Raw genomic sequence first — 22029 nt, 5'->3', positions numbered from 1 at the left:
TCGTCGCTGAATGGGTGGCTAAATCACCCCCCGTTCGGCTCGGTTTTCCTTAGGCGGCGGCTATCAGATCGGGTTCAGAACCGTTGAACTCGAACGATCCTGACCGCTTATCAGGCTCGGGTGCTTCCGGCCAACCGATGAACGAACGCCTCGGTACAGTCGCCGACCTACTCGCCGTGCTCCTGTTGCTCGGGGCGGCGACGGCCGTCGTGGTAGTCGAACCGCCCGGGGGAGCGCTGCTCAGGGTCCCCCTCTTGCTGCCCGCTATTCTCTTCTTGCCGGGGTACGCGCTCGTGAGCTTCTTCTATCCGGACGCGCCCCGAAACCAGGCGGCCCGAAACGACGAGGGGTGGAGCCTGACGCCGCTGGAACGGGCCGGGTTCGCCATCGCGGCGTCGGTCGCCATCGTCCCGATCATCGCGCTCGTGTCCAACTTCACGCCGTACGGCGTCCGCGGCCCGCCGGTGTTCGGCGGCACGATCGTCGTCACGGCGGTCCTGACTCTGGCGGCGTTCGTCCGCCGGGCCCGACTCCCGGCCGAACGCCGGTTCCGAGTCCGCGGCGGACTCGCCGAGGGTCTGGAGAAGTACTTCACGACGAGTCGCCGCGGTGCGCGACAGCACTCGCCCTTCGAGGTCAAGAGCGACCGCCACCGCGTCCTGAACCTCGTCCTGGTCGCCACCATCTTCCTGTTGCTCTCCAGCGTCGCCTACGCGGCCGTCGGCCCGACGCTCCCGTCGCACGACCAGGACTCCACGGAGTTCTACCTCCTGGACGAGAACGGCGAGTACCTACTCGGCGTCGAAGAGCCGGTCGACGGCGGCTCCGTCCCGGCGAACGTCGTCATCGCCAACCACGAGAAGGAGGAGATGCAGTACACGGTCGTCGTCAAGCGTCAGCGGGTCTCGGTCGGCGATAATCGGACGCAGGTCCGAGAGGAGCGCGTCACCGACCGATTCCAGACCGGGGTCGCCGCCGGCGAGACCGAGCAGATAGAGAAGACCTTCGAGGGCGGCGGCGAGAACGTCCGCGTGCAGGTGCTGCTCTTCCGCGGCGACGCGCCCGACGACCCGTCGGCGGCGAACGCCTACCGCGAGGCGCGCTTCTGGCCCGCGGGCGACCCCAGGGAGTCGGGGGAGAACTGATGTTCCCCTGGGGGCATCTCGCCTTCGGCTACGTGCTGTACTCGCTGACTCGTCGCGCGCTCGGGGTCAACACCATCGCGGGCCGTGAGGTGATCGTCCTCGCGCTCGCGACGCAGCTGCCCGACCTCGTCGACAAACCGCTGTCGTGGTCGCTGTCCGTGTTTCCGAGCGGGTACGCGGTCGCCCACTCCGTCTTCGTCGCCGTCCCGCTGGGGCTGGCGGCGCTCGCCGTCGGCTGGAAGTACGACCGGGTCCGACTCGGACTGGCGGTGCTCGTCGGCTGGTGGTCCCACCTCGTCGGCGACGTCATGCTCGCTGTCCTGACCGGCGGGGCCTACACCGTCACCCGCGTGCTCTGGCCGGTCGTCGTCCTCCCCGGGTCGCACTCGGAGCTCTCGTTCGTCGAGAAGTTCGTCTACTACGTCGGCGAGTTCATCGAACTGCTCGGCTCGTCGGCGGGACCGTACGTCTTCGCCATCTACTTCGGACCGCTGCTGCTGGCGGCGATTCTGTGGCTCGCCGACGGCGCGCCGGTGGTCCGCGAACTGTGGGACTGGGCCGCCGATCCGCACTGACGCTTCCGCGTCGCTCGGTGGCCGTTGCAGAAACTGTTGCACCCGTGTGACCGTTTCCCTACGACGACCGCTTCGTCTCCTCGGTAAGGGACCTCAGCGACGAGATGACGAAACGACCGAACGACTGCCCGTCCTGTAACTAATTACAGCTAATTGACCCGGTCCTGAGGGCTTAGCACGTAGATAACGGTATATACCTTCTCTATAAGTAAAGCACTACTTCTTGAACGACGAGGTGACATGGTAGATGTCTCAATTCATCTCGACGAAGCTAATCCCTGGGTGGTCCACGACGGGACATACGCCCGGGGAACTGCCTTCGTCGATGACGAACGCCACGACGCGGCGGATCTCGCCGCCCGCTTCGGCTCGACCGAGTCGAAGGCGGAGTTCCGCTCGGCCCTCGACGATCTGAATGGGTATTACGCCGTCGTCCATCGAACGTCCGACGAGGTGTACGCTGCAGTGGACCGCGACCAGTCCATGCCGCTTTACTACGGATGGGCCGACGGCAGTCTCTATCTCGGCGACGACGCACACTGGATTCGAGAGCAGTTAGGTGAGCGGCCGCGGGACCCGCTGGCCGAAGCCGAGTTTCAGGTGACCGGCTACGTCACCGGCGGCGAGACGCTCTATCCCGACCTCCGGCAGTTACAGGCGGGCGAGTTGCTCGCCGTCGGTGACGGACGCGATACCGCGACTCGGGAGCGGTACTATCGCTATCAGCCGTCCGGATCCGCCTCCGGTAGTGAAGCGGAGTTCCTAGAGCAGTTAGACGACGTGCTCGTAGAGGCCTTCGAGCGAGCTATCGACTTCGCGGACGGCCGGACCATCGTCGTCCCTCTCAGCGGCGGCTACGACTCGCGGCTCATCGTCCTGATGCTCGATTATCTGGGGTACGACGACGTCATGGCCTTCAGCTACGGCAAGTCGTGGGACTCGGAACACAAGGTGAGCAAGAAGATCGCGAACGAGGTCGGCATCCCGTGGGAGTACGTCGAGTACACGAACGACAAGTGGGACGACTGGTTCAACTCCCGCCGTCGTGAAGACTACTACGACTTCTCGTACAACTTCGGCGCGCTCCCCGGTTGGGCCAACCTCGCGTGGCCCTCGGTCTGGGAGCTGAAAAAACAGGGACGCATCCCCGACGACGCCGTGTTTATGCCGGGTCACACGGCCGTCTCGCCGAGTGAACACTTCCCGAACAACATCTTGGAGACTGACCGCGTCGGGCGGGAGAAGGTCGTCGAATTCCTCACGAACGTCAACTACAAGCTCTGGGACTGGGACGACGAGCGCTTCGACTCGATGCTGGACGACCGCATCCTCCGCGAGGTCGGAACCGACGAGTACGACGATCCCGACGACGCTGCGAAGGCGATCGCAGAGTGGTACTGGCAGGAGCGCCAGGCCAAGTTCATCACGCGAGACGTGGATGTCTACGAGTTCTGGGGCCACGAGTGGTGGATGCCGCTGTGGGACCAGGAGTTCGCGTCGGTCTGGCAGGACATCCCTCTGGAGTACCGCGAGGACAAGGCGCTGTACCGACGCTACGTCGAGAACCTCTACACCGAACACACCGGGGTCGAACTCGGCCAGGCGCAGGAGACCGAGATGTCGAGCCCGATCCGGCGCGCCCACCAGTGGCTCTATCACTCGTCGCTGTTCGACGTCGTCCGACCGCTGTACGCACGCGGACGGTATTACATGGACCCGCGGGGCTGGCCCGGTGCGATGTCGCGCAAGCAGTTCGCGTCGCTGTTCACGGGCCGCCAGCGGGCGTTCTCCTTCTTCGGGCTGGAGGCCCTCGATAAGATGTCGTTCGATCCGCCTGCGAACATCGACACCCCGACCGACGGAAAGATCACCATCGATTGGGACGCTGCCGATTCGGAACCCGAACCGGGTGAAGAGCGCCGACAGCGCGGTCGGACGACCGACCGGGAGTTCCCGATAGAAGTCTCGTAAGCGAACGACGGCGTAGCTACTCCGCGCTGTCGAGAGACAGGAGAAGAGATACCTACCGATCTATTCGTCGGTCGCGGCCGATCGATTCCGGCTGGGTGCGGGTACTGTCCGAATCCATCTAGAGCGTCTCGGTTTCCATGAGATGCCATTCGCCGTCGTAGTGGTAGGCCAGTCCCTCCTTGCCGCCGCCGACGTGGTACCCCATGTCGTAGTCGTGAAGCGGTTCGGCGTCTGAGAGATCGGAGGGCAGGATCATGCCGTCAGAGCGAGGGCGGATATTGCCGTGGCCGGTCGGGTCAGTCGCGAACAGGCCGTGAGTGGCATCCAACACGTAGTGAGAGGCCGCGTGGAAGTCGGGGTCCCGGCAGCTGAACGTCGCGATGAAGCCCTCGTCGTAGTTCCGGACAGTACAGTCGCGGATGCTGAGCTTCGAGCTCTCGTGGACGTTGATCGCCCGGAGGACGTGGTCGTGGTTGTGCGAAGTCGACCGGGGATTGATGCCGTTGAAGTAACAGTTGCTGATGGTGAGGCCGTCTGCGCCGCTCGCGTAGAGCTCGACCGGGTAACTCTTCGCGCGGCTGTTGCCCTCGATGTAGCAGTTTTGGATGAGGTTCGCCTTGCCGACGCGGGCCTCGATCCCGTAGCTGTGATTCAGCTGGGCAGCACCGCCGATGAGTTTGTTAGTGTAGCCACGGAGACGGAAGCCGATGCCACCGTTCGAACTCGCCTTACAGTTGGTGAACGTCGTCCCGTGCGGAAGTGCGTCTCCCTCGGTGCGGAAGCCGTCACCGCCGCACACCCACGTCTGACAATTGTGGAAGTAGACGCCGAACGTGCCTTTGTTACGGCCGCTGTCCGGGTCGGTGTATCCCTCGATGGAGACGCCGTGTGAACCGGTCCGGTAGATGACGAGGTTCTCGAAGGAGGCGAAGGGGGCCGCGCGGACGCGCAGGCCGACGTCGCCGCCGACGATCTTCAGGTTCTGGACCACGGGGTTGTTGCGGTAGTCGTTCATCCCGCGCCCGAGCACTTCGATGACGTTCTCGTTCGAGTGGCTGGCGTCGATGACGGACCCGGAGGGGTGGCCGCCGGTCAGCATGACCTCCTTCTCCTCGTAGTCCAGCACGACCGGGAACGGCTCGCCGGCCGCTTCGGCGTCGTACGAGCAGTGGACGTAGATGGTGTCGCCCGAGGACGCGGCGTCCCAGGCCTGCGTGATGGTGTCGTAGCCGCCGTCGCCGACGACCAGCGTGCCGCCGAGGTTGAGCGCGTCGCCGCCGACTTCGAACGGCTCCGACGGGCCCTCCTCTGCGGCCGCCGCGTTGCCCGACATCGCAGCGACGCCGAGGCCCGCCGCCCCGATGGTGAGCGCCTGCATGAACGTCCGTCGACCGCTGTCGACGTCTCCGCTCGCTGCTTCGGTCCGCTGGTTCGCTACTTCGGTCTGTCGGTCCGCTGCTTCGATCCGCTGGGCCGCATCTTCGGTCTGCTGGGCCGCATCTCCGGTCTGTAGTGGTTCTTGCTCACTCATTCTCTGTCAACGTCTATCCAAAATACTGTTTTACTTATTAATTTAATCTTACAAATAAGTAAGCGAGCGTACTTACCTGTCCGTAAGTGGGTTCTCAGGCGCTCTCGATGCGACTCAGTGCGAGGGCGTCGATCGACGGCGTTCGCACCGTTGGTATCCACTTATCGACAGAGAAAACTGCCCCATCGGCGTCGCTCCCGGCATTTACGGGCACGATAATAATCACCTTGGGGCGTCTGGATTGTGCTACTGAGAAACGTGAGCCCGAGCACTCCATCGGACGACCGGGTCGCCCAGGCCGTGACGCTCATCTCGAAGAAGTGGCATCCGGTCATCATCCAATCGCTGCTCGACGACGGACCGCTGCGGTTCAACGAGCTACAGGAACGCCTCGACGGCATCTCGGGCAAAGTGCTGACGGATAGCCTCGAAGACCTCCAGGAGAACGACCTCATCGAACGACACGTCGTCAGCGAGTCGCCGAAACGCGTCGAGTACGACCTCACCCGCGCCGGCCGGGAGCTACAGGCGGTCATGGAGACGCTCGCCGACTGGGGGAAGCGGAACCTCGGCGAGTCGACGCGGCCCACCGTGCTGGTCGTCGACGACGACCCGCGCCTCGCGCGGATGCACGCCGGCTGGCTCGCCGAGGAGTACGACGTCGAGACGGCGTTCAACGGCAAGGACGCCATCACCGCGCTCTCTGACGAGATCGACGTCGTCCTCCTCGACCGGCGGATGCCGGGCCTCTCCGGCGACGACCTCTTGGAGAAGATCCGCGAGGCGGACCTCGACGCGGGAGTGGTGTTGCTCACGGCCGTCGAACCGGACGTCGACGTCGCCGACATGGAGTTCGACGCCTATCTGCTGAAACCCGGCGAGGAGAGCGAAGTCAGGGAGGTCGTCGCGGAGGTGCTCGAACGGACCACCGCCGACGAGGATATCACCGAACACTACTCGCTGCTGGCTCGCCGAGCGCTGCTCGACGCGCGGCTGACCGCCGCCGAACGGGAGGCGAGCGACGAGTACCAGCGTCTGCTCGAACGGCTCGAAACCGTCGAGGCGGCCCTCGACGACGAGCCGAGCGAAGCCGACGAGACGACGGCTATCACGGAACGACTCAACCTATGACTGCTACCGCAACCGACTCGCGCTCACCGCGGGTGTTACTCGTCGAGGACAACCCGGCGGACGCCCGCCTGGCGAAGGAAGCGTTCTCCGAGATCGGCGCACGCGTCTCGCTGACCGTCGTCCACAACGGGAGCGACGCGCTGGCGACCCTCCGCGGGGAGGGTCAACGGGACGACGACGTCGCCCCGCATCTCGTCCTCCTCGACATCAACCTCCCGGGCCGAAACGGCGGCGACATCCTCCGGGAGATCAAGTCCGACGACTCGCTTCGCCGCATCCCCGTCGTCATCCTGACGACCTCCGACGAGTCGAAAGACGTCGAACGGATGTACGACAACCACGCGAACGCCTACGTCACGAAGCCGGACTCGGTCTCCGAGTACATCACCGTCATCGACCACCTCCAGTCGTTCTGGCTCTCGACGGCGACGCTACCGCGCGAGCGACGAGTGCGATGACCGGGACCGTAGACGTCCTCCTCGTCGAGGACAACGACGCCGACGCCCGCTACGTCGAGGAACTGTTCCGCGAGCCGATCCCCGTTCAGGAGGAGCGGTTCCCGGGGCTCTCGGACGCCGGCGACGAGGTGCGGATTCACCGCGAGACCTCCCTCGCGGGGACCACCCGGACGCTCGAATCCAGCGCCGAGACGCTCGACGTCGTTCTCCTCGACCTCCACATCGACGACAGCGGCGGGATGGAGACGCTGGAGGGTGCGTTGGAGGCCTCTCGGGACGTCCCCATCGTCGTCCTGACCGGCGTCGACGACACCAGCGTCGGCGCGGCGGCCATCCGGGCCGGGGCACAGGACTACCTCGTCAAGGACGACGTGAACCGGGACTTGCTCGAACGCACCATCCGCTACGCGATCCAGCGCCACGAGACCGGCCAGGCGCTGCGCGAGCGCACCGAGCAGCTCGCCATCATGAACCAGCTGACCCGCCACGACGTGCGAAACGACATCAGCCTCGTCGTCGCCCGCGCCCGACAGCTCCGGAACGAGGTCGACGAGCGCTACGCGGACACGCTGACCGAGATCATCACCGCGAGCAACCACGTCCTGCAGCTCACCCGGACCATCGGCGACGCCGTCGAGGCGGCCGACGAGGACCCGGACGACTCCCGCCTCGGTGCCGTCTCCCTCGCCCGCATCCTCGAGGGCGAAGTCGAGAAGGCCCTCGACCTCTACGAACCGGCGGAGATCGAGATCGGCGGCGACTACGAGGACGTCGAGGTGTGGGGCGACAGCCTGCTGGGGTCCGTCTTCGGCAACATACTCAGCAACGCCATCATCTACAACGACGAGCAGACGCCGCGGGTGGACGTGACCGTCACCGTCGAGGACGACACCGTCACGGTCGACTTCGCCGACAACGGTCCCGGTATCTCGCCCAGACAGCGCCGCGAACTGTTCTCCAGCGAATCGTCTGACTTGGACGGCAGCGGCCTCGGTATCGGCCTCTTCCTCGTGCGCCGACTGGTGGACCGCTACGACGGCGACATCGACATCTCCGATAACCAGCCGAAGGGGTCGGTCTTCTCGGTCGAACTCAAGCGCGCGTAGCCGTTCGCGGAAACGCGCCGAGCCGGGTTCGCTATCGCCCGTCGATAGCACCTCGGTAGATGGCTTCGAGGTCCTCGCCCATCTGATCCAGTCCGACGATGCTCGAGCGGCCGGAACTGCGCTCGTCCGCGTCGAGTACGTCGGAGAGCGCGTCCGCGAGTTCGGTCTCCCCGTCGCGGACGTAACTGTTCTCCACGCCGTCTAAGACGTCCGAGACGAAGCCCACGTCTGTCGAGACCACGGGGACGTTACAGGCGGCGGCCTCCTTGACGACCATCGGGCCGCTCTCGCGCTTCGAAGTGACGAGCATCGCGTCGCTGGCGTTCATGTAGTACGGAACGTCTTCGTAGGGGACGCCCGACATCGTCCGCAAGCTCACGCCGTCGAGTCGGGAGACGACGCGCTCCGCGAGCGGGTGGTTCTTCACGTCGCGCTCCGGCGGATAGGGGAACAGGACGGTCGTCTCGTCCCGTGGCCACCCGAGGCGTTCGCGGGCCTCGGAACGGTCGACCGGCCGGAACTGCTCGGTGTCGACGCCCCACGGGAGTATCTGGTGGGGCGTGTCGAGATACGCGCTCATCGTCGTCGAGGGCAGGATCACCTCGTCGCTCAGGCGCGCCGAGAGCCGGCTGAGCCGCGGGACGAAGCTCTCCTCGTCCATGAGGTCGGAGCCCCACAGCGTGAGGACGACAGGTCGGTCGGGCTGGGCCAGCGCGAACGGCCCCATCAACCCGTAGTGGGCGTGGATCACGTCGTAGCCGTCGAGCGAGTGGTCCAGCACGTCCGGGTAGTACCGGAGGTAGTCGGTCACCGACCGGGACTGGTCGGCGTCGTGGGTCCCGGGGACGGTGACGGTCGTACACTCGATCCCCCGCCGTTCCAGCGCTTCCACCTGCTTGTCGAAGAACGACCGTGGGGTGTTGACCAGCTGGAGGACCCTCATGTGTCGACGACGGCCTTCGTGCGCGCGGTCTGGTCGGAGCCGAGGGTCTCGTCGTTCATCGCCAGCCCGAGCATCCGGAGGATGACGCCCGTCGCGTCCTGCTTGTCGTCGAGGAGCCGCTCGCGGCGGGCTTCCCAGCGGTCCGACTCGGCGTCTTCGAGGATGGCGACGGCGCGTTCGAGGGCGGCGTCCTGCTCGTCGTCCTCGTTGAAGTTCCAGAGCAGGTCGTACTCCGCTTCGAGTTCGTCGGTGTAGCCCATCGTCAGCGAGTTCATGTACACCGCGGGCGTCCCGAGGACGGCGCACTCGGAGGCCATCGTCGCGCCCTCGCCGATGAACAGGTCGGCGTGCGCGAGTAACTGGTGGATCTCCTCGGGCGGGACGAGGGTCCGACAGCGTTCGAGGTCGTCGGGCAGCGGTACCTCGGAGGTGATGAGGACCGTCGCGCCCGTCGCTTCGAGCCGGTCGACGGCGTCGTGGATGTCCCGCACGCCCGACGCGCCCACGTCGTGCGAGGAGTCCCACGCGCTGAGGCGGACGACGACGAACTTGTCGTCGGGGTCGACGCGCAGGTCCTCGAAGGCCGACGTGTCGGGTTCGAAGCGGTCGGGGTGGAGGTAGGCGAGTTCGTGGTACGAGGGGTACGTGACTTGATTGTCGCCCGCGTCCTCCGTGTAGCAGGTCGGCGTCGCCACGTAGTCGGCGACCGGGTGGGTGATCCTGTTGATGAGCGTCGCGTGTTCGGTGTCGGTGAAGACGACGCTCTCCGCGCCGACCACCGCGGCGGTGTGGGCGGCCGTGACGCCGCCGACGCCCGCGACGACGTCCGGGTCGACCTCGAGCGCGTAGCGGATCGACCGCAGTTCGTAGGCGGTCTGGACGACGGCGAGTTGGGCCAGCGACCCGGACTCGTTCGCCAGGACGGTGTGGTCGATCTCGTAGCTGTCGAGCAAGTCGACGGCGACTTCGTTGTCCCGCGCGACGACGTGGACTTCGCGCCCCTCGTCTTCCAGCGCCCAGATGGCGTGTTTGAAGAAGTGGACGTGCGCCGGGTGCTGGATGGTGAACATGACGGTCATGCGTGTCGTCTCCCCCTGTCTGTCGTCTCGTGACTCTCCATACTGGTACAAGCCCGCCAGATACCGTTATTATGGAGATGATAGCCGGCTCCGCGTCCGAAACGCGACTGTGTCTCTCATCCGATCCGACCGAGCGGCGTTCCCTCGACGACGGGGACGAGAGCGTTTATGCAGTGGCAAAACGAGCAAGCGCGGTGATAGGTGCGCCGCTGTGACGCGTAGCGGATAAAAGAACGACTTCGAAACGCGGAGCCCCGAGTCAGTTGTCGGGGTAGCTGTTGTCGTTGACGAAGTAGTCGTCGTTGTCGCTCGGGTTGGTGATCCCGTTGTAGAGGACGCAGTCGTAGATGCTCACGTCCTCGGCCTCGTACATCTTGATGGCCTCTTGGCCGTTGTACGCCTCGGCCGTGAGCCCGAGGATGGCCGTGTCCTCCGCGTTGTTGATGATCGGGTGATGCGTCGAGCGGTACTCGCCGTAGGCGACGATGCAGTCGTCGCCGTTGATGGTGATACAGCGGCGGTAGTCGTCGCCCGGCTGGTCGACCGTGAGGTCGTAGAAGCGCGACTCGTCGCGCTCGCAGCGGATGGCGTGGCTCCCGCCGTACCCACCGCTGGCGTCGCCGGTGATGGTGACGCTCTCGACGAGAGCCGGGACGTCGTCGTCCGAGGCCTTGAGGTCGATGGCGGTCCCGCCGGACCGCATCTCGATCTCGGAGTCGAAGATGGTCACCTCGCCCGCGGACGGCGAGACGGAGATGGCGTCCTCGGCGTCGTCGTCGTCGTCGACCATGATCGAGACGTCCTGGATCGTGGTGTTGTTGGCGGAGTTCGTCACCCGGATCGCGTCACCGGTAGCCGATTCCATCCGGATGTCGGTGTCGTAGACCCAGAAGTCGTCGCCCACGTCGAGACGGATACCGCGCTGGTTGCCGTCCTCGGGACGTGTCTCGTCGACGACGACCTCGGCGTGTTTGATGTAACCGAGCGGCCCGTCGATGCGGATGTTGGCGACGTTGCTGTTGCGATAGCTCCCGCCGTAGACCATTATCTCCCCGTCCTCGGCCGAACTGTACAGGCCGTTATCGGGGAACCCACCGAGCTCGCAGTGTTTGAACCAGATTCGGCCCTTGTGGGCCGGGCTGATGATGATGCCCGTCGGCCCGCCACCGCCGACCGGCGACGGGTAGTGGTCGTTGGGCGTGTTCTCGGAGTACTCCCCGCCGTCGAGTGCGGTCACGTTCTTGACGACGGCGATCTCGTCGGGATCGATGACGTCGAACTGGAACGGACCCCACGTCCCGGTGTCGTGCTGTCCCCTGACGTGGACGTTTCTGACGTAGAGGTCGTTACACTGCATCTGGAGCGCTCGGAGCCCCGTGTTCGACTCCGTGAAGTCGAAGTCGATGTTCTGGACGCGACCCCAGTCCCCCGGGCTGTACGAGGTTCCGAGCTTGAACAGGCGAGCCGGCCCGTCGAACTCGTCGGCCGGCGCGGGCCTGATGGTCGCGTCGTCGCCGAACATGGCGAACGACTCGAAGCCCGTGTGCCGGAGCTGCTCGTCCATCAGGTACTCCCCGGGTGGGAAGTACAGCGAGATGTCGTCCTCTCCGCTGACGAGCTCCTCCAGTACGCCCGTTATCGACTCGCTCCCGTCGTTGGCTGCGCCAGCCTCGACCACGTTGACCGGGTCGTAGCTGTCGTGATACGCTGAGGCAGTTCCGCTGGTCGCCGCTGCTCCGACCGTGGCACCGACCCCTGCGAGGAACGTCCGTCGACCGATACTGCTGTTACCGCCGCGGCCTCCCTTCGGATTATTCATCCTACCCTCTACGGAAATCCGACCCTTGTTAAATGCTCCGACTTTTCTTCGATAATACCATCAAGAAAAATTCGTCTGTTCCAATTTTACGTACCAGATGGAAGAGATTCTTTCAAATATGCTTGATACATACGTTGGAAAATACACCGCGTCCCCACCCTAGTCCCACGAGGGGAACCGGGCGGGCGTTCACGTGTTATTCAACACCGAATGTCTATCTGAATCGCGGTTCGAGCGGACGGCGTCTCGCCGCTCCTCTGCTAACCGTTGCCACGCGGTCTGTTGAGAGTACACATACACGGGTCACTCTATCTCTCTCGCGGGCGATCCGGCGACGGTCGTCTCGCGCGCGACGTCGTCGAGCACCGCCGCGTTCATCGCCAACTCGGCGTCGTCTCCGACGGTCACGTCGGTCGCGACCGAGACGTGGGGATGGACCGTGACCCGGTCGCCTACGACGGCACCGCCCGCGAACCCGCAGCCGAACGCGACGGTGGTGTCCTCGCCGACGTGGACGTGGTGTGCGACGTGGACCTGTCCGCTGACCTTCGCGCCCTCGTGGAGGACGGTCTCCTCGAAGACGGCTCGGTTGACGGTGCAGTTCTCGCCGATCTCGACGCCGTCCTCGATCCGGACGGTCCCCTGATGGGGGAGGCGGTGGAGCGCCTCCTCGTCGTCGCGGACGAACCCGAACCCGGGCCCGCCGATGCGGGTCCCGGTTCCGACGGTACAGTCGTCGCCGATGGTGACGCAGTCCGCGACGTACGCGTGCGGACCGACGGTGCAGTTCTCGCCGATGGTCGCGCCGTCCTCGACGACGGCGGTCGGGTGGACGCCGGTCTCCGAGCCGCTATCGAAGAACGCCTCGACGGCTTCCACGAAGGCCAGTTTCGGGTTGTCGGCGTAGATGAGGGCCTTTCCGGCGGCGTCGGTGACCGACGGCGGACAGATGACCGCGCCCGCCGCCGAGTCCGCGAGGGGCGCGGCCTCGTCGTAGACCGAGAACGCCAGATCGGTCGCTCCCGCGCGGTCCAGCGAGTCGACGCCGGTGACCTCCGTGGCCGACCCCGCGTGTTCGAGGCCGAGTTCGGTGGCGATCTCCGTCGTCGAGTGAGCCGTCGTCATCTTCGTCGGCAAGTCGTCGCCCGGCCTCCTTACTATGGGTTCGGTAAGTCCCGGCTCGGCGTTCGCTAAACGAGCGCGCCGTCACGGCACAAACGCGACTTTCAACGGCCAAAAACGGCGTTCTCCGTGAAACAGTCGTTCAGATTGACGGTATCGGCGCGAGGTCGGACCCGAGCGCGGTCCCTCGCTGTGCTTACTCGATACATAATAACGGCCCTCTGTCCCCAGAGAACAGACGAGATGGAGACCGTGACGAAACCCCGGACGGAGAGACGCTCGATACGACGCCCGACATAAGCCATGTACCAGGGAAAGACAATCGCCGCCGTCGTTCCGGCGTACAACGAGGAGGGCCTCATCGGCGAGGTCATCGACACGCTTCCGGAGTACGTCGATCAGACCTACGTCGTCGATGACGGCTCTTCCGACGGGACGTGGGCGGAGATTCAGGAACACGCAGCACAGGTGAACGACCGCGACCGCACGGCCGATTCCCCGCCGGCGACCGACGGCGGCGTCGAAGCGGACCGCCGCGTCGTCCCGATCCAACACGAGGAGAACACCGGCGTCGGCGGTGCCATCAAGACCGGTTACAAGCGCGCGCTCGACGAGGAGATGGACGTGACCGTCGTCATCTCCGGGGACGGACAGACCGAACCCGACATCGTCCAGCGCATCCTCGAACCCGTCGCGGACGGTCGGGCCGACTACTCGAAGGGGAACCGGCTGCTCGACCGGGACCGCAGCGACATGCCCGCCTTCCGGCAACTGGGCAACTTCATGCTGTCGTTCCTCTCGAAGGTGGCCAGCGGCTACTGGAGCGTGATGGACCCGCAGAACGGGTCGACGGCCATCTCCCTGGAGGCGCTCGAACAGTTGGACTTAGACGAGCTGTACGACGGCTACGGCTTCGTCAACGACCTGCTGGTCCGCCTCAACGCGAACAACATGCGCATCGCGGACGTGGCCCGGCGCGCGGTGTACAAGGACGAGACGAGCCACATCTCCTACAGGTCCTTCATCCCGCAGCTGTCCCTCCTCCTGCTCAAGGGGTTCCTCTGGCGGCTCCGCGCGAAGTACCTCGTCAAGGACTTCCACCCGCTCGCGTTCCTCTACTACCTGGGCGCGTTCGCCGTCGGCACCGGCGGTCTCTTACTGCTGGGCCGTGCGAGCGATACGGGCGAGGGCGCGGGCGTCGGCGAGACGCTCGTCCTCGGCGTGCTGGGGATCATGTGTCTGGTCATGGCGATGATATTCGACCGCGAGGAGAACCGGAACCTGCAGATCCGGGAGGACGGCCGTGACGCCTGATCTGACCGACGGCGGACCCGAACAGACGGACGCTCGGTCCGAGGAGATGAACTTCTCCTTCGAGTGGTACGAGGAGTTCGTCCGCGACGTCGACGCCGCCGGCTACGAGTTCGGCCGGTACGGCGACCCAGTCGAGTCCGGGACGGCGCTGTTGCGCCACGACGTGGACCTCTCGCCGGAGCGCGCCCTGCGGATGGCGAGGATCGAGGACGAACAGGACGTCCACAGCACGTACTTCTTCCTCGTCTCCTCGCCGGTGTACAACGTCCTCAACGAGGACACCCGCGAGGTGCTGACGGCGATTCAGGACCTCGGCCACGACGTGGGCCTGCACTTCAGCACCCACCAGTACTGGTCGCCCGAAGACGTGCCCGAGACGGACGAACCGATAGCCGAGCGAGTCGCCCAGGAGTGGGACATCCTCTCGACGGTCGCCGACCCGATCGAGACGGTATCGTTCCACATCCCGCCCGAGCGGGTCCTCCGCCACGAGTTCGACGGCTTCCCGAGCACGTACGAACCCCGGTTCTTCTCGGAGATCGGCTACTGCGGCGATTCGAGCCAGCGCTGGCGCTCGGACCCGCCCGAAGTCGACCGGTTCGGCAGTAAGATGCAGATACTCACTCACCCGGGTCTCTGGGGCGAAGACGACGACTCCTTCGAGGCGCGGGTCCGCGAGGGCGTCGCCGAGATGCGCGAACGGACCAGCGACTACGCCGAGGGCCGGTACGTCCTCCAGAAGTTCGGGTGAGCGCGGCCGCGTTCTCGGTATCGCTCACGGCGACCGCTCTCGTGCTATCATCTCCATAGACCGCGTTTAGGCGGCCGATTATAATGGGACTGCCCGGTGTGGACCGGAACACGAACCAGCCGTCCGCGACCGACGGCGCTCTCACCGCATGACACGACACCGCATACCGACTCCGTAGCTACAATGAGCCCCAACACGACAGACTCTAGATGGTTCGATTTCAGGCTGGACGTCGCCGCCGCAGTCGTCGGCCTGATACTCGGCCTGTTGATGGTACCGCTCCGTTTCCTCGCTTCGCAGGTGTACATCGAGACGATCCCCGTCGTCCTCGCGCTCGCGTGCCTGCTGTATCTGGTCAGCGTCCGCGTCTCGAACACGGCCGACTTCCCGACGCTGACGCCCACGCTGACGCGAGTACTCCCGTCGGTCGCGTTCCTCGGGATGGCCGCGCTGGTGGTCGTCGCCGTCCATCAGTCGCGCTCGTTACTGTTCCACTATCTCGCCGTCTGGACCGGCATGGTCGTCCTCGCGCAGGTGATGTTCGCCGACGAGCGCGACTACCACGTCGGCCTCCTCCTGGCACAGGTCCTCGTCTTCGGCATGGTCGTCCGCCTCGCGGGCGCGTTCACCGCGCCCGGCTACGTCGGCATCGACGTCTGGACGCACGCCGGCAACTGGGCGCCCGCTATCAAGGAGGCGAACTCGCTGGCCCCGATAGACACCAACAAGTACTACGCGTCGCCGCTGTATCACCTCCTCGTCGCCGTCGGGAGCCAGCTGCTCGGCGTCACGATTCGCCAGTCGCTGATTCTCACTATCGGGATTCCCATCGCGCTGTCGACCATCCTCGTCTACGCGACGGCGAACGTGCTGGTCGAACAGCGCTGGGCCGTCTTCGCCGCCGCCGTCTACACGCTGAGCGGCAACGTCATCGAGTGGGGCATCCACCTGATTCCGACCGGACTCGGGCTGGTGTTCTACATCGGCATCATCTACGCGCTGACCCGCATCATGTCCACGTCGTACAAGATTCGGGACTTCCTGCTGGTCGTGGTCTTCAGCATCGCCGTCATCCTGACGCACCAGATCTCCTCGTTCATCATGCTGATATTCGTCGGCGCGGGACTGGTCGCGAAGGTGTTGCTCTCGACCGGCCTGCTTCGCCCGGTGCGGTCGACGGGTCTCGGCGAACAGGTCCGCGATACGACCAACCTCACGGGGTTGCTCGTCTTCGACCTCGGCCTGATAACGTTCATGTGGTCGCTGACGCCGTATCGTGGGTCGTCGTTCCTCGAAACCATGCTCAGTTTCTTCCTCAACACGCTACGGGAGTCGGCGGGCTTTCTCAATCTCGCGGGCGGGTCCGGCGGGAGCGCCAATAGCGCAGCGGAGACGGCGGGACCGACAGCGATGGAGCAGTTCGTCGGCTATCTCGACGCCATGGGCCTGCTGCTGTTGCTGCTGATAACTATCGCCGGGAGTCTCTACGTCCTGCATCGCCGGCGCACCTCGCAGGTGACCATCGCGAGCATCATCGCCATCGTCGTGATGCTCGTGTTCATCTTCGGGTTCCCGCTGTTCGGCATCCGGACCTTCGTCCCCGGCCGCTGGCTCGCCTTCATCACCGTCCCGATGGCCATCGTCGGGGCGATCGGCGTGGCGTACCTCGCCAGCGAGTCCCCGAAGGGAGTCGCGATCGCCCTCCTGGTGGTGTTCACGCTCGTCTATCCGCCGGTCACGATGCTGTCGAGTCAGGGGACGCTCGACGACCCCGCATTCGACGGCGTCCAGACCCGCTACAGCTACACCGAGAACGAACTGGACGCCGTTCGGACCATCGCCAATACCACGAACACGTCACAGCAGTCGCTGGACCCGGCGGACCGGATCACGACCGACCACCCCTACGGGACGGTGTTCGAACGGGCCTGGGGGGTGAACGCGGAGCCGGTGGTCATCGACAACGGCTCGACGACGAACGAGACCGTCGTCTACCGCGAGTACGCCCAGTCCGGTGCCGAGTACTATCAGAACGGACGGGGCGATCCGTTCCAGCCCAAGATCCGACAGGAGAAACTCTGTCGCGGCTACAGCGTCGTCTACGACAACGGCGACGTGGCGGTCTGTGAACGCTCGGTGAGTTCGTAGCGGCGTCGGGGTCGGGCGCTGTCCCCGGCCGCCGCGACCGTCTCTCGCTTCGGCCGTCGGCTGCACGCGGCGGTTCTGACCCGTGCTCGCGTCTGGTCTCCTGTTCGATTGCTAGCCGGTGGGTTGTCGACGCCTCGCTCGACGACACAGCGGCGGACCCGGCGGCTCTCCGTCGAGCGGTCGCGCCGTCGAGACGCGCAGCGGGGCGAAGACGGCGCGGAGCCCTCTCCGAAAAAGTAACCGTGACGCTCTCTCAGCGCCCCGCGGTCGCGGGAGTCCGCGTCTCGGCGACTTCCGCGTAGAGGTCGAGGAACGCGCTCTCGACGGTGTCGGGGGCGAACCGTTCGAGCTGTTCGGGAATCGCCGCTCGGTGGCGTTCGTAGTCGGCGACGAGGGCGTCGAAGCCGTCGGCCAGCGCCGCCGGGTCGTCGGCCTCGAAGCGGACGCCCGCGTCGCCGACGATGTAGTCCGTGCTGCCGACGTCGGAGGCCAGCACCGGGGTGTAGGTCCCGAGCGCCTCCAGTAAGACGCGGCCGAACGGCTCGTCGAGCAGGCCGGGATAGACGAAGGCGTCGGCGTCCTCGTAGAGCGGCGGCACGTCGTCGTGATCGACGTATCCCAGCCAGTCGATGGCGTGGTCGACGCCCAGCTGCCGCGCCAGTTTGTGCAGGCCCTCCTCGTAGCCGCCCGATCCGGCGACCCGAAGCGTGAGGTCCCCGTGGTTCGAGAGCAGGCGCGGCATCGCCCGCACGAGGCTCTCCTGGCCCTTGTTCTCCTGGAGTCGCCCGACGTGCAGGAGCGTGAACCCGTCGCCCTCGTCTAACGGCCGGTCCCACTCGGGGTGGTAGAACTCGTCGTCGTAGAAGTGCGGGACGACGGTGATGCGCTCCCGGTCGACGCCCATGTTCGCGTAGTCGTCCTTGATATGGGGCGACAGCGCCTGGAAGGCGTCGACGTCGTGGATGGCGGTCATCGCGTCGTCGACGTAGTTGACCTTTCCGAGCGAGGAGTAGACCGACCGGAGGCTGTTCTCGACGCCCTTGCGCCGGTCGACGTCGGCGTGGGCGATGCAGTTGATGCACTTCGCGGTGCCGTGACCGGTACACTTCTCGCCGTCGTAGTAGCGGAAGTCGCCCTTCGGACAGGCCGGCAGGTAGGAGTTGAGCGTCGACAGCGTCGGTACGTCGAGATCGGCGAGAATCGGGATGAACCCCGGCGAGTAGGTGTGGACCATGTCGTGGGTGCCCAGCGCGTCCACCTCCTCGCGCATCGCGTCGAGTTTCGTCAACAGGGGGTGGGGGAGCTTCCCGAGGCCGTCGTGGAGGACGTACTCGACCCGGTCCCGAGCGGGCAGTCGCTCGGGGTCGGCCTCGGCCTGACTGGCGACGTAGACGGTCAGGTCGTGATGGTGTGACAGCTTCTGGATGAGCAACTCCGAGGTCCGAGTCGCGCCGACGGCCCCCGTGCCGGGACACTCGGCGGGGATGAACCCGACGTCGAGCGTCGGTCGATCCGTCTGGTCGTCGGAGCCGTCCGTGACGGCGGTTTCGGTCATTACCCGGTGTTCGGCGTCCGGAGTCGTTATTATCTGTCTAGTAATCCCGACAGGCCCATAGCGGGGTTTCGGCCGCCGTATCTATCCGATACATTTGATATCGAGATTCCATTAAGAGCGATATAATAAGGCCCTTCGGACGCTACGGATCAGACACGAATGCCATCACGAGCTGTGGAGGATCGCAGATGACAGAACACAGTGACCTCGACGTCCTGCTCATCGGCATCGACGCGGGCTGTCTGCCCGTCTTCGATCGACTCAACGACGAGGGACGCATCCCGAATCTGGCATCGATATACGAGGACGGCGTCGCCGGGCCGCTGGAGTCGCAGATTCCGCCGTGGACGCCGAGCGCGTGGCCCTCCCTGTACACCGGCGTCAACCCCGGCAAGCACGGGGCCTACAGCTTCGTCAGCTTCGACGGCTACGACTGGGAGGTGGTCAGCCGCGACCACGTCCGCGAACACAGCATCTGGGAGCTCCTCGACGACCGCGGCAAATCGAGCGTCGTCCTGAACGTGCCCGTCACCGCGCCGCCGGCCGAGATCGACGGGGCCGTCGTCCCCGGCTTCATCGGCCCGGAGGACCCGCCGTGTCACCCAGAGGGCGTCATCGACGACATCAAGGAGGCGCTCGGCGAGTACCGCGTCTACCCCAAGTACACGCGCGGCGAGACCGACCTCTCGGACGCCGAGAAGCTCGAGGAGTACCACGAACTCGTTCGCCTGCGCCGGAGGGCGTTCAGCTACCTCCTCGACGAGTACGAGCCCGACTTCGGGTTCGTCCAGTTTCAGAAGACCGACACCGTCTTCCACGAGTTCCTCGGCGACGAGAGCGCGGTCAACGAGGTCTACGAGACGACCGACGAGGAGATCGGGAAACTGCTCGACGACCACGACCCCGACACGGTCATCGTCGCCAGCGACCACGGGATGGGACCCTACGAGAAAGAGGAGTTCCGCGTCAACGAGTACCTCCGCGACGAGGGGTACGTCGAGACGGTCAAGGGCGGCAAGGGGATGCCCTCCTGGAACCCGATCCGACAGGGCCTGCGCGAGGGCGAAGACGAGACCTCCTGGGAGCCGAACATGATAGAGCGCATCGCCGCGACGGCCGCGAAGTTCGGACTGACGGCCAACCGCGTCGGTGCCGGCCTGCGACACGTCGGCCTCGAGGAGATCGCGAAGCAGTACGCGCCGAACGGCGTCGTCCGCACCGCGAACGAGCAGGTGGACTTCCGATCTTCCATCGCGTATATGCGCGCCCGGACGGAACTGGGCGTCCGCCTCAACGTCGAGGGCCGCGAGCCGGAGGGCGTCGTCCCCGAGGCCGACTACGAGTCGGTGCGCCAGGAGATAATCGAGTCGCTCCGGGACGCTACCGCGCCGGACGGCGGTCCGGTCTTCGAGACGGTCGCGCCCCGCGAAGACTACTTCGAGGGACCGTACGACGCGGGCGCGGTCGACATCGTGACCGTCCCCCGCGACTTCGATCACTTCCTCTCGGCGCAGTTGCTCGGCGACCACTTCGGCGAACCGGCTGAGCCGTGGAACCACAAGCTCGAAGGGATCGTCGCCGCTACGGGCGAGGGGATCGACGAGTCGGCGTCGCTCGACGACGCGCACCTCTTCGACGTCGCGCCGACCGTCCTCGGTGCGCTGGGCGTCCCCTACAGCGACCGGATGGACGGGACGCCCCTCCCCATCGTCGACGACCCCGGATCGACCGCCTACGACGCCTACGAAGAGGAGTCAGCGGCCGCCGCGACGGCCGACGACTCGGCGGTCGAGGGTCGCCTCTCGGACCTGGGCTACCTCGACTGACGCGCCGCTCAGACCGATTCTCGGTGCCGTGTAAATCCCGCTGTTCTGCCGCCGCTCTCCTAGACTGCCCGGCCGCGGCGCTCGCTCACCAGTCGAGCGTCGCGTTGAGGACGGCACCGACGAGGATGACGTTCGCCCCGAAGTGGAGGAACGTGATGAACAACAGCAGCGTCCCCAGGAAGCCGTACCCGCTGTACCCGCCGCTCGTCTCGACGTAGTAGTGAAAGGCGACCTGTAACGCGACCAGCCCCAGCGCCGCGAACGCCGTTCCGGGAACCGCGTGACGGACGGTGGCCGAGATGGGCGGTAAGACGTAGTAGAACGGGAAGAAGACGAGGACGAGCGACCCGACGACCAGGAGGGAGCGAACGAGTAGCGAGGACTCCACCGCCGACTGGTCGAGGTCGAAGGCGAGGGCCGTCGCCGCGAGGAACGCGAACGCGAGGAGTAACACGGCGACGACGACGAAGCTCTTCTCGACGCGGTCGAACAGGGAGCGCTCCGCGCCGTCCTCGTACACCTCCTCGAAGGCGAGCGTCAGCCCCCGGAACACCCTGCTCCCGCTCCAACCGGTGAGCGCGACCCCGATAGCGCCCGCGATCTCGCGGCCTCTCGTGTTCTCGAGGACGCTTTCGAGCACCTCGCTCCCGCTCCGGGAGAGCGTCGAGTGGAGGACTGCGACCAGTAGGTCCCCGGCTCCGAACGTGGACAGGACCGCGAGCGTCAGTACGACCAGCGGGACGAACGACGCCGTCGCGTAGTAGGCGATGCTCGCCGCCTTGAACGGGACGTTCTTCTCCCGGATCGTCCGGAAGACGCGTCGTACCGTGGCGAGAAGCGTCATAGCGTCACCGTCGGGACGCGTCGGGGACGGTCCGACTCCCGGCGGCGGCCGAGAGACGCGACTCGTCGGTGCGCGCTCGTGACGAGGGTCGCGGCGTGATAGATGTCACGGGGAGAGGGATGAGTCTCCTGACGGAGCGTCCGCTCGCAGCCGTACTGTCGACACCCGGTCGGATCGATCGCCGGCGGGAGCGATCGTCGGGGAGATTACTCTGCGGTCTGCTTTATCGCGACGTCGTCCAGCTCGGCGATGAGGTCCTCGGGGAGACACGAGAGCTCCCACTTGAGCCGGGACTTCAATTCGCGCTTGCCGCGGTTTCGAAGCTTGTACTCGTTCGAGCGGTCGTCTTTCTTGCCCTTCTCGATGAGGCGGGCTTCGACCAGCGTGTCGAGGTTCGGATAGAGGCGGCCGTGACGGATGTTCTGGTCGTAGTGTTCCTGCAGCTCGTCCTTGATCTCCAGCCCGTGTGGCTTGTTTAGCTTCGCTATCACGTACAGGATATCCCTCTGAAATCCTGTCAGGTCGTGCATTGACATCTCGTCTGTTTCGTCGTTCCCGACGGCTATATACCCCGTTTACCGTTCGATTTTTTTGATATTGATTAAGGACGGATCGCGTTGTCAGGGCGCTGGTGGGATAGTGTGTAACGATTAGCGACTCGTCCGATTTGTCCGACAGGTACCGAATGAACGCCCGTTGCTCACGAATCGT

Annotated in this window: 18 protein-coding genes; 10 read left to right on the top strand and 8 right to left on the bottom strand. The window is 65.4% G+C overall.

Annotated features, from left to right (window positions below):
* Positions 1–137: 137 nt before the first annotated feature.
* The 3 genes from GO488_RS13200 (at position 138) to GO488_RS13190 (ending at position 3691) form a co-directional block, all read left to right on the top strand.
* The gene (locus GO488_RS13200) at positions 138–1145 is read left to right on the top strand and encodes a DUF1616 domain-containing protein (protein WP_162318293.1); all 1008 of its coding nucleotides are present in this window, start codon (positions 138–140) and stop codon (positions 1143–1145) included.
* On the top strand, positions 1145–1720 hold the full coding sequence (locus tag GO488_RS13195; RefSeq protein ID WP_162318292.1) for a metal-dependent hydrolase: 576 nt from the start codon (positions 1145–1147) through the stop codon (positions 1718–1720). The genes GO488_RS13200 and GO488_RS13195 overlap by 1 nt, the downstream gene beginning before the upstream one ends.
* A gap of 240 nt (positions 1721–1960) precedes the next feature.
* A complete protein-coding gene (locus tag GO488_RS13190) occupies positions 1961–3691 on the top strand; it encodes an asparagine synthetase B family protein (protein ID WP_162318291.1) in 1731 nt (576 codons plus the stop codon).
* Between the two features lie 118 nt (positions 3692–3809).
* Here GO488_RS13190 and GO488_RS13185 read toward each other — a convergent pair whose 3' ends face one another.
* Complete coding sequence (locus tag GO488_RS13185; RefSeq protein WP_162318290.1) at positions 3810–5222, bottom strand: right-handed parallel beta-helix repeat-containing protein; 1413 nt, start codon at positions 5220–5222, stop codon at positions 3810–3812.
* 258 nt (positions 5223–5480) lie between these two features.
* Between GO488_RS13185 and GO488_RS13180 the strand changes: the two genes are divergently transcribed.
* From GO488_RS13180 to GO488_RS13170, 3 genes are read left to right on the top strand one after another with little or no spacing between them, the layout of a single operon-like run.
* Complete coding sequence (locus tag GO488_RS13180) at positions 5481–6353, top strand: winged helix-turn-helix transcriptional regulator (protein WP_162318289.1); 873 nt, start codon at positions 5481–5483, stop codon at positions 6351–6353.
* Entirely contained in the window at positions 6350–6811 is a 462-nt protein-coding gene (locus tag GO488_RS13175; RefSeq protein WP_162318288.1) for a response regulator, read from the top strand. Before GO488_RS13180 ends, GO488_RS13175 begins: the two co-directional genes overlap by 4 nt.
* Positions 6808–7917: a hybrid sensor histidine kinase/response regulator gene (locus tag GO488_RS13170; protein ID WP_162318287.1), complete on the top strand. Its 1110-nt coding sequence runs from the start codon at positions 6808–6810 to the stop codon at positions 7915–7917. The genes GO488_RS13175 and GO488_RS13170 overlap by 4 nt, the downstream gene beginning before the upstream one ends.
* Before the next feature lie 31 nt (positions 7918–7948).
* Here GO488_RS13170 and GO488_RS13165 read toward each other — a convergent pair whose 3' ends face one another.
* From GO488_RS13165 to GO488_RS13150, 4 genes are all read right to left on the bottom strand, one after another.
* Complete coding sequence (locus tag GO488_RS13165) at positions 7949–8860, bottom strand: glycosyltransferase family 4 protein (RefSeq protein ID WP_162318286.1); 912 nt, start codon at positions 8858–8860, stop codon at positions 7949–7951.
* Positions 8857–9939: a DUF354 domain-containing protein gene (locus GO488_RS13160; protein ID WP_162318285.1), complete on the bottom strand. Its 1083-nt coding sequence runs from the start codon at positions 9937–9939 to the stop codon at positions 8857–8859. Before GO488_RS13160 ends, GO488_RS13165 begins: the two co-directional genes overlap by 4 nt.
* Positions 9940–10198: 259 nt before the next feature.
* A complete protein-coding gene (locus tag GO488_RS13155) occupies positions 10199–11758 on the bottom strand; it encodes a right-handed parallel beta-helix repeat-containing protein (RefSeq protein WP_162318284.1) in 1560 nt (519 codons plus the stop codon).
* A 303-nt stretch (positions 11759–12061) separates the two neighbouring features.
* Positions 12062–12883: an LpxD N-terminal domain-containing protein gene (locus GO488_RS13150; RefSeq protein ID WP_162318283.1), complete on the bottom strand. Its 822-nt coding sequence runs from the start codon at positions 12881–12883 to the stop codon at positions 12062–12064.
* A 300-nt stretch (positions 12884–13183) separates the two neighbouring features.
* Here GO488_RS13150 and GO488_RS13145 point away from each other — a divergent pair, with 300 nt between their 5' ends.
* The 3 genes from GO488_RS13145 (at position 13184) to GO488_RS13135 (ending at position 17093) form a co-directional block, all read left to right on the top strand.
* Complete coding sequence (locus tag GO488_RS13145; protein WP_162318282.1) at positions 13184–14194, top strand: glycosyltransferase family 2 protein; 1011 nt, start codon at positions 13184–13186, stop codon at positions 14192–14194.
* A complete protein-coding gene (locus GO488_RS13140; RefSeq protein WP_162318281.1) occupies positions 14184–14945 on the top strand; it encodes a polysaccharide deacetylase family protein in 762 nt (253 codons plus the stop codon). Before GO488_RS13145 ends, GO488_RS13140 begins: the two co-directional genes overlap by 11 nt.
* Before the next feature lie 183 nt (positions 14946–15128).
* Positions 15129–17093 (top strand): glycosyltransferase family protein, encoded by a 1965-nt coding sequence (locus GO488_RS13135; protein WP_162318280.1) that lies wholly within the window; start codon positions 15129–15131, stop codon positions 17091–17093.
* 253 nt (positions 17094–17346) lie between these two features.
* Here the strand turns inward: GO488_RS13135 and GO488_RS13130 are convergent, their stop codons facing one another.
* Positions 17347–18648, bottom strand: a complete 1302-nt coding sequence (locus GO488_RS13130) for a glycosyltransferase family 4 protein (protein ID WP_162318279.1) — start codon at positions 18646–18648, stop codon at positions 17347–17349.
* Positions 18649–18836: 188 nt separating this feature from the next.
* Between GO488_RS13130 and GO488_RS13125 the strand changes: the two genes are divergently transcribed.
* On the top strand, positions 18837–20474 hold the full coding sequence (locus tag GO488_RS13125) for an alkaline phosphatase family protein (RefSeq protein ID WP_162318278.1): 1638 nt from the start codon (positions 18837–18839) through the stop codon (positions 20472–20474).
* 85 nt (positions 20475–20559) lie between these two features.
* Here the strand turns inward: GO488_RS13125 and GO488_RS13120 are convergent, their stop codons facing one another.
* Positions 20560–21318, bottom strand: a complete 759-nt coding sequence (locus tag GO488_RS13120; RefSeq protein WP_162318277.1) for a YihY/virulence factor BrkB family protein — start codon at positions 21316–21318, stop codon at positions 20560–20562.
* 206 nt (positions 21319–21524) lie between these two features.
* Positions 21525–21848: a helix-turn-helix transcriptional regulator gene (locus GO488_RS13115; RefSeq protein WP_162318276.1), complete on the bottom strand. Its 324-nt coding sequence runs from the start codon at positions 21846–21848 to the stop codon at positions 21525–21527.
* Positions 21849–22029: the final 181 nt, after the last annotated feature.

This window comes from Haloarcula limicola (assembly GCF_010119205.1).
Lineage (GTDB): Archaea > Halobacteriota > Halobacteria > Halobacteriales > Haloarculaceae > Haloarcula > Haloarcula limicola.
The sequence above is the reverse complement of the archived record's forward strand: the minus strand, read 5'-3'. Positions and strand labels throughout refer to the sequence as shown.

Coding starts and splice junctions, on each gene's coding strand:
- GO488_RS13200 (WP_162318293.1), top strand. CDS start 138: ATGAACGAACGCCTCGGTACAGTCGCCGACCTACTCGCCGTGCTCCTG.
- GO488_RS13195 (WP_162318292.1), top strand. CDS start 1,145: ATGTTCCCCTGGGGGCATCTCGCCTTCGGCTACGTGCTGTACTCGCTG.
- GO488_RS13190 (WP_162318291.1), top strand. CDS start 1,961: ATGGTAGATGTCTCAATTCATCTCGACGAAGCTAATCCCTGGGTGGTC.
- GO488_RS13185 (WP_162318290.1), bottom strand. CDS start 5,222: ATGAGTGAGCAAGAACCACTACAGACCGGAGATGCGGCCCAGCAGACC.
- GO488_RS13175 (WP_162318288.1), top strand. CDS start 6,350: ATGACTGCTACCGCAACCGACTCGCGCTCACCGCGGGTGTTACTCGTC.
- GO488_RS13170 (WP_162318287.1), top strand. CDS start 6,808: ATGACCGGGACCGTAGACGTCCTCCTCGTCGAGGACAACGACGCCGAC.
- GO488_RS13165 (WP_162318286.1), bottom strand. CDS start 8,860: ATGAGGGTCCTCCAGCTGGTCAACACCCCACGGTCGTTCTTCGACAAG.
- GO488_RS13160 (WP_162318285.1), bottom strand. CDS start 9,939: ATGACCGTCATGTTCACCATCCAGCACCCGGCGCACGTCCACTTCTTC.
- GO488_RS13155 (WP_162318284.1), bottom strand. CDS start 11,758: ATGAATAATCCGAAGGGAGGCCGCGGCGGTAACAGCAGTATCGGTCGA.
- GO488_RS13150 (WP_162318283.1), bottom strand. CDS start 12,883: ATGACGACGGCTCACTCGACGACGGAGATCGCCACCGAACTCGGCCTC.
- GO488_RS13145 (WP_162318282.1), top strand. CDS start 13,184: ATGTACCAGGGAAAGACAATCGCCGCCGTCGTTCCGGCGTACAACGAG.
- GO488_RS13135 (WP_162318280.1), top strand. CDS start 15,129: ATGAGCCCCAACACGACAGACTCTAGATGGTTCGATTTCAGGCTGGAC.
- GO488_RS13130 (WP_162318279.1), bottom strand. CDS start 18,648: ATGACCGAAACCGCCGTCACGGACGGCTCCGACGACCAGACGGATCGA.
- GO488_RS13125 (WP_162318278.1), top strand. CDS start 18,837: ATGACAGAACACAGTGACCTCGACGTCCTGCTCATCGGCATCGACGCG.
- GO488_RS13120 (WP_162318277.1), bottom strand. CDS start 21,318: ATGACGCTTCTCGCCACGGTACGACGCGTCTTCCGGACGATCCGGGAG.
- GO488_RS13115 (WP_162318276.1), bottom strand. CDS start 21,848: ATGCACGACCTGACAGGATTTCAGAGGGATATCCTGTACGTGATAGCG.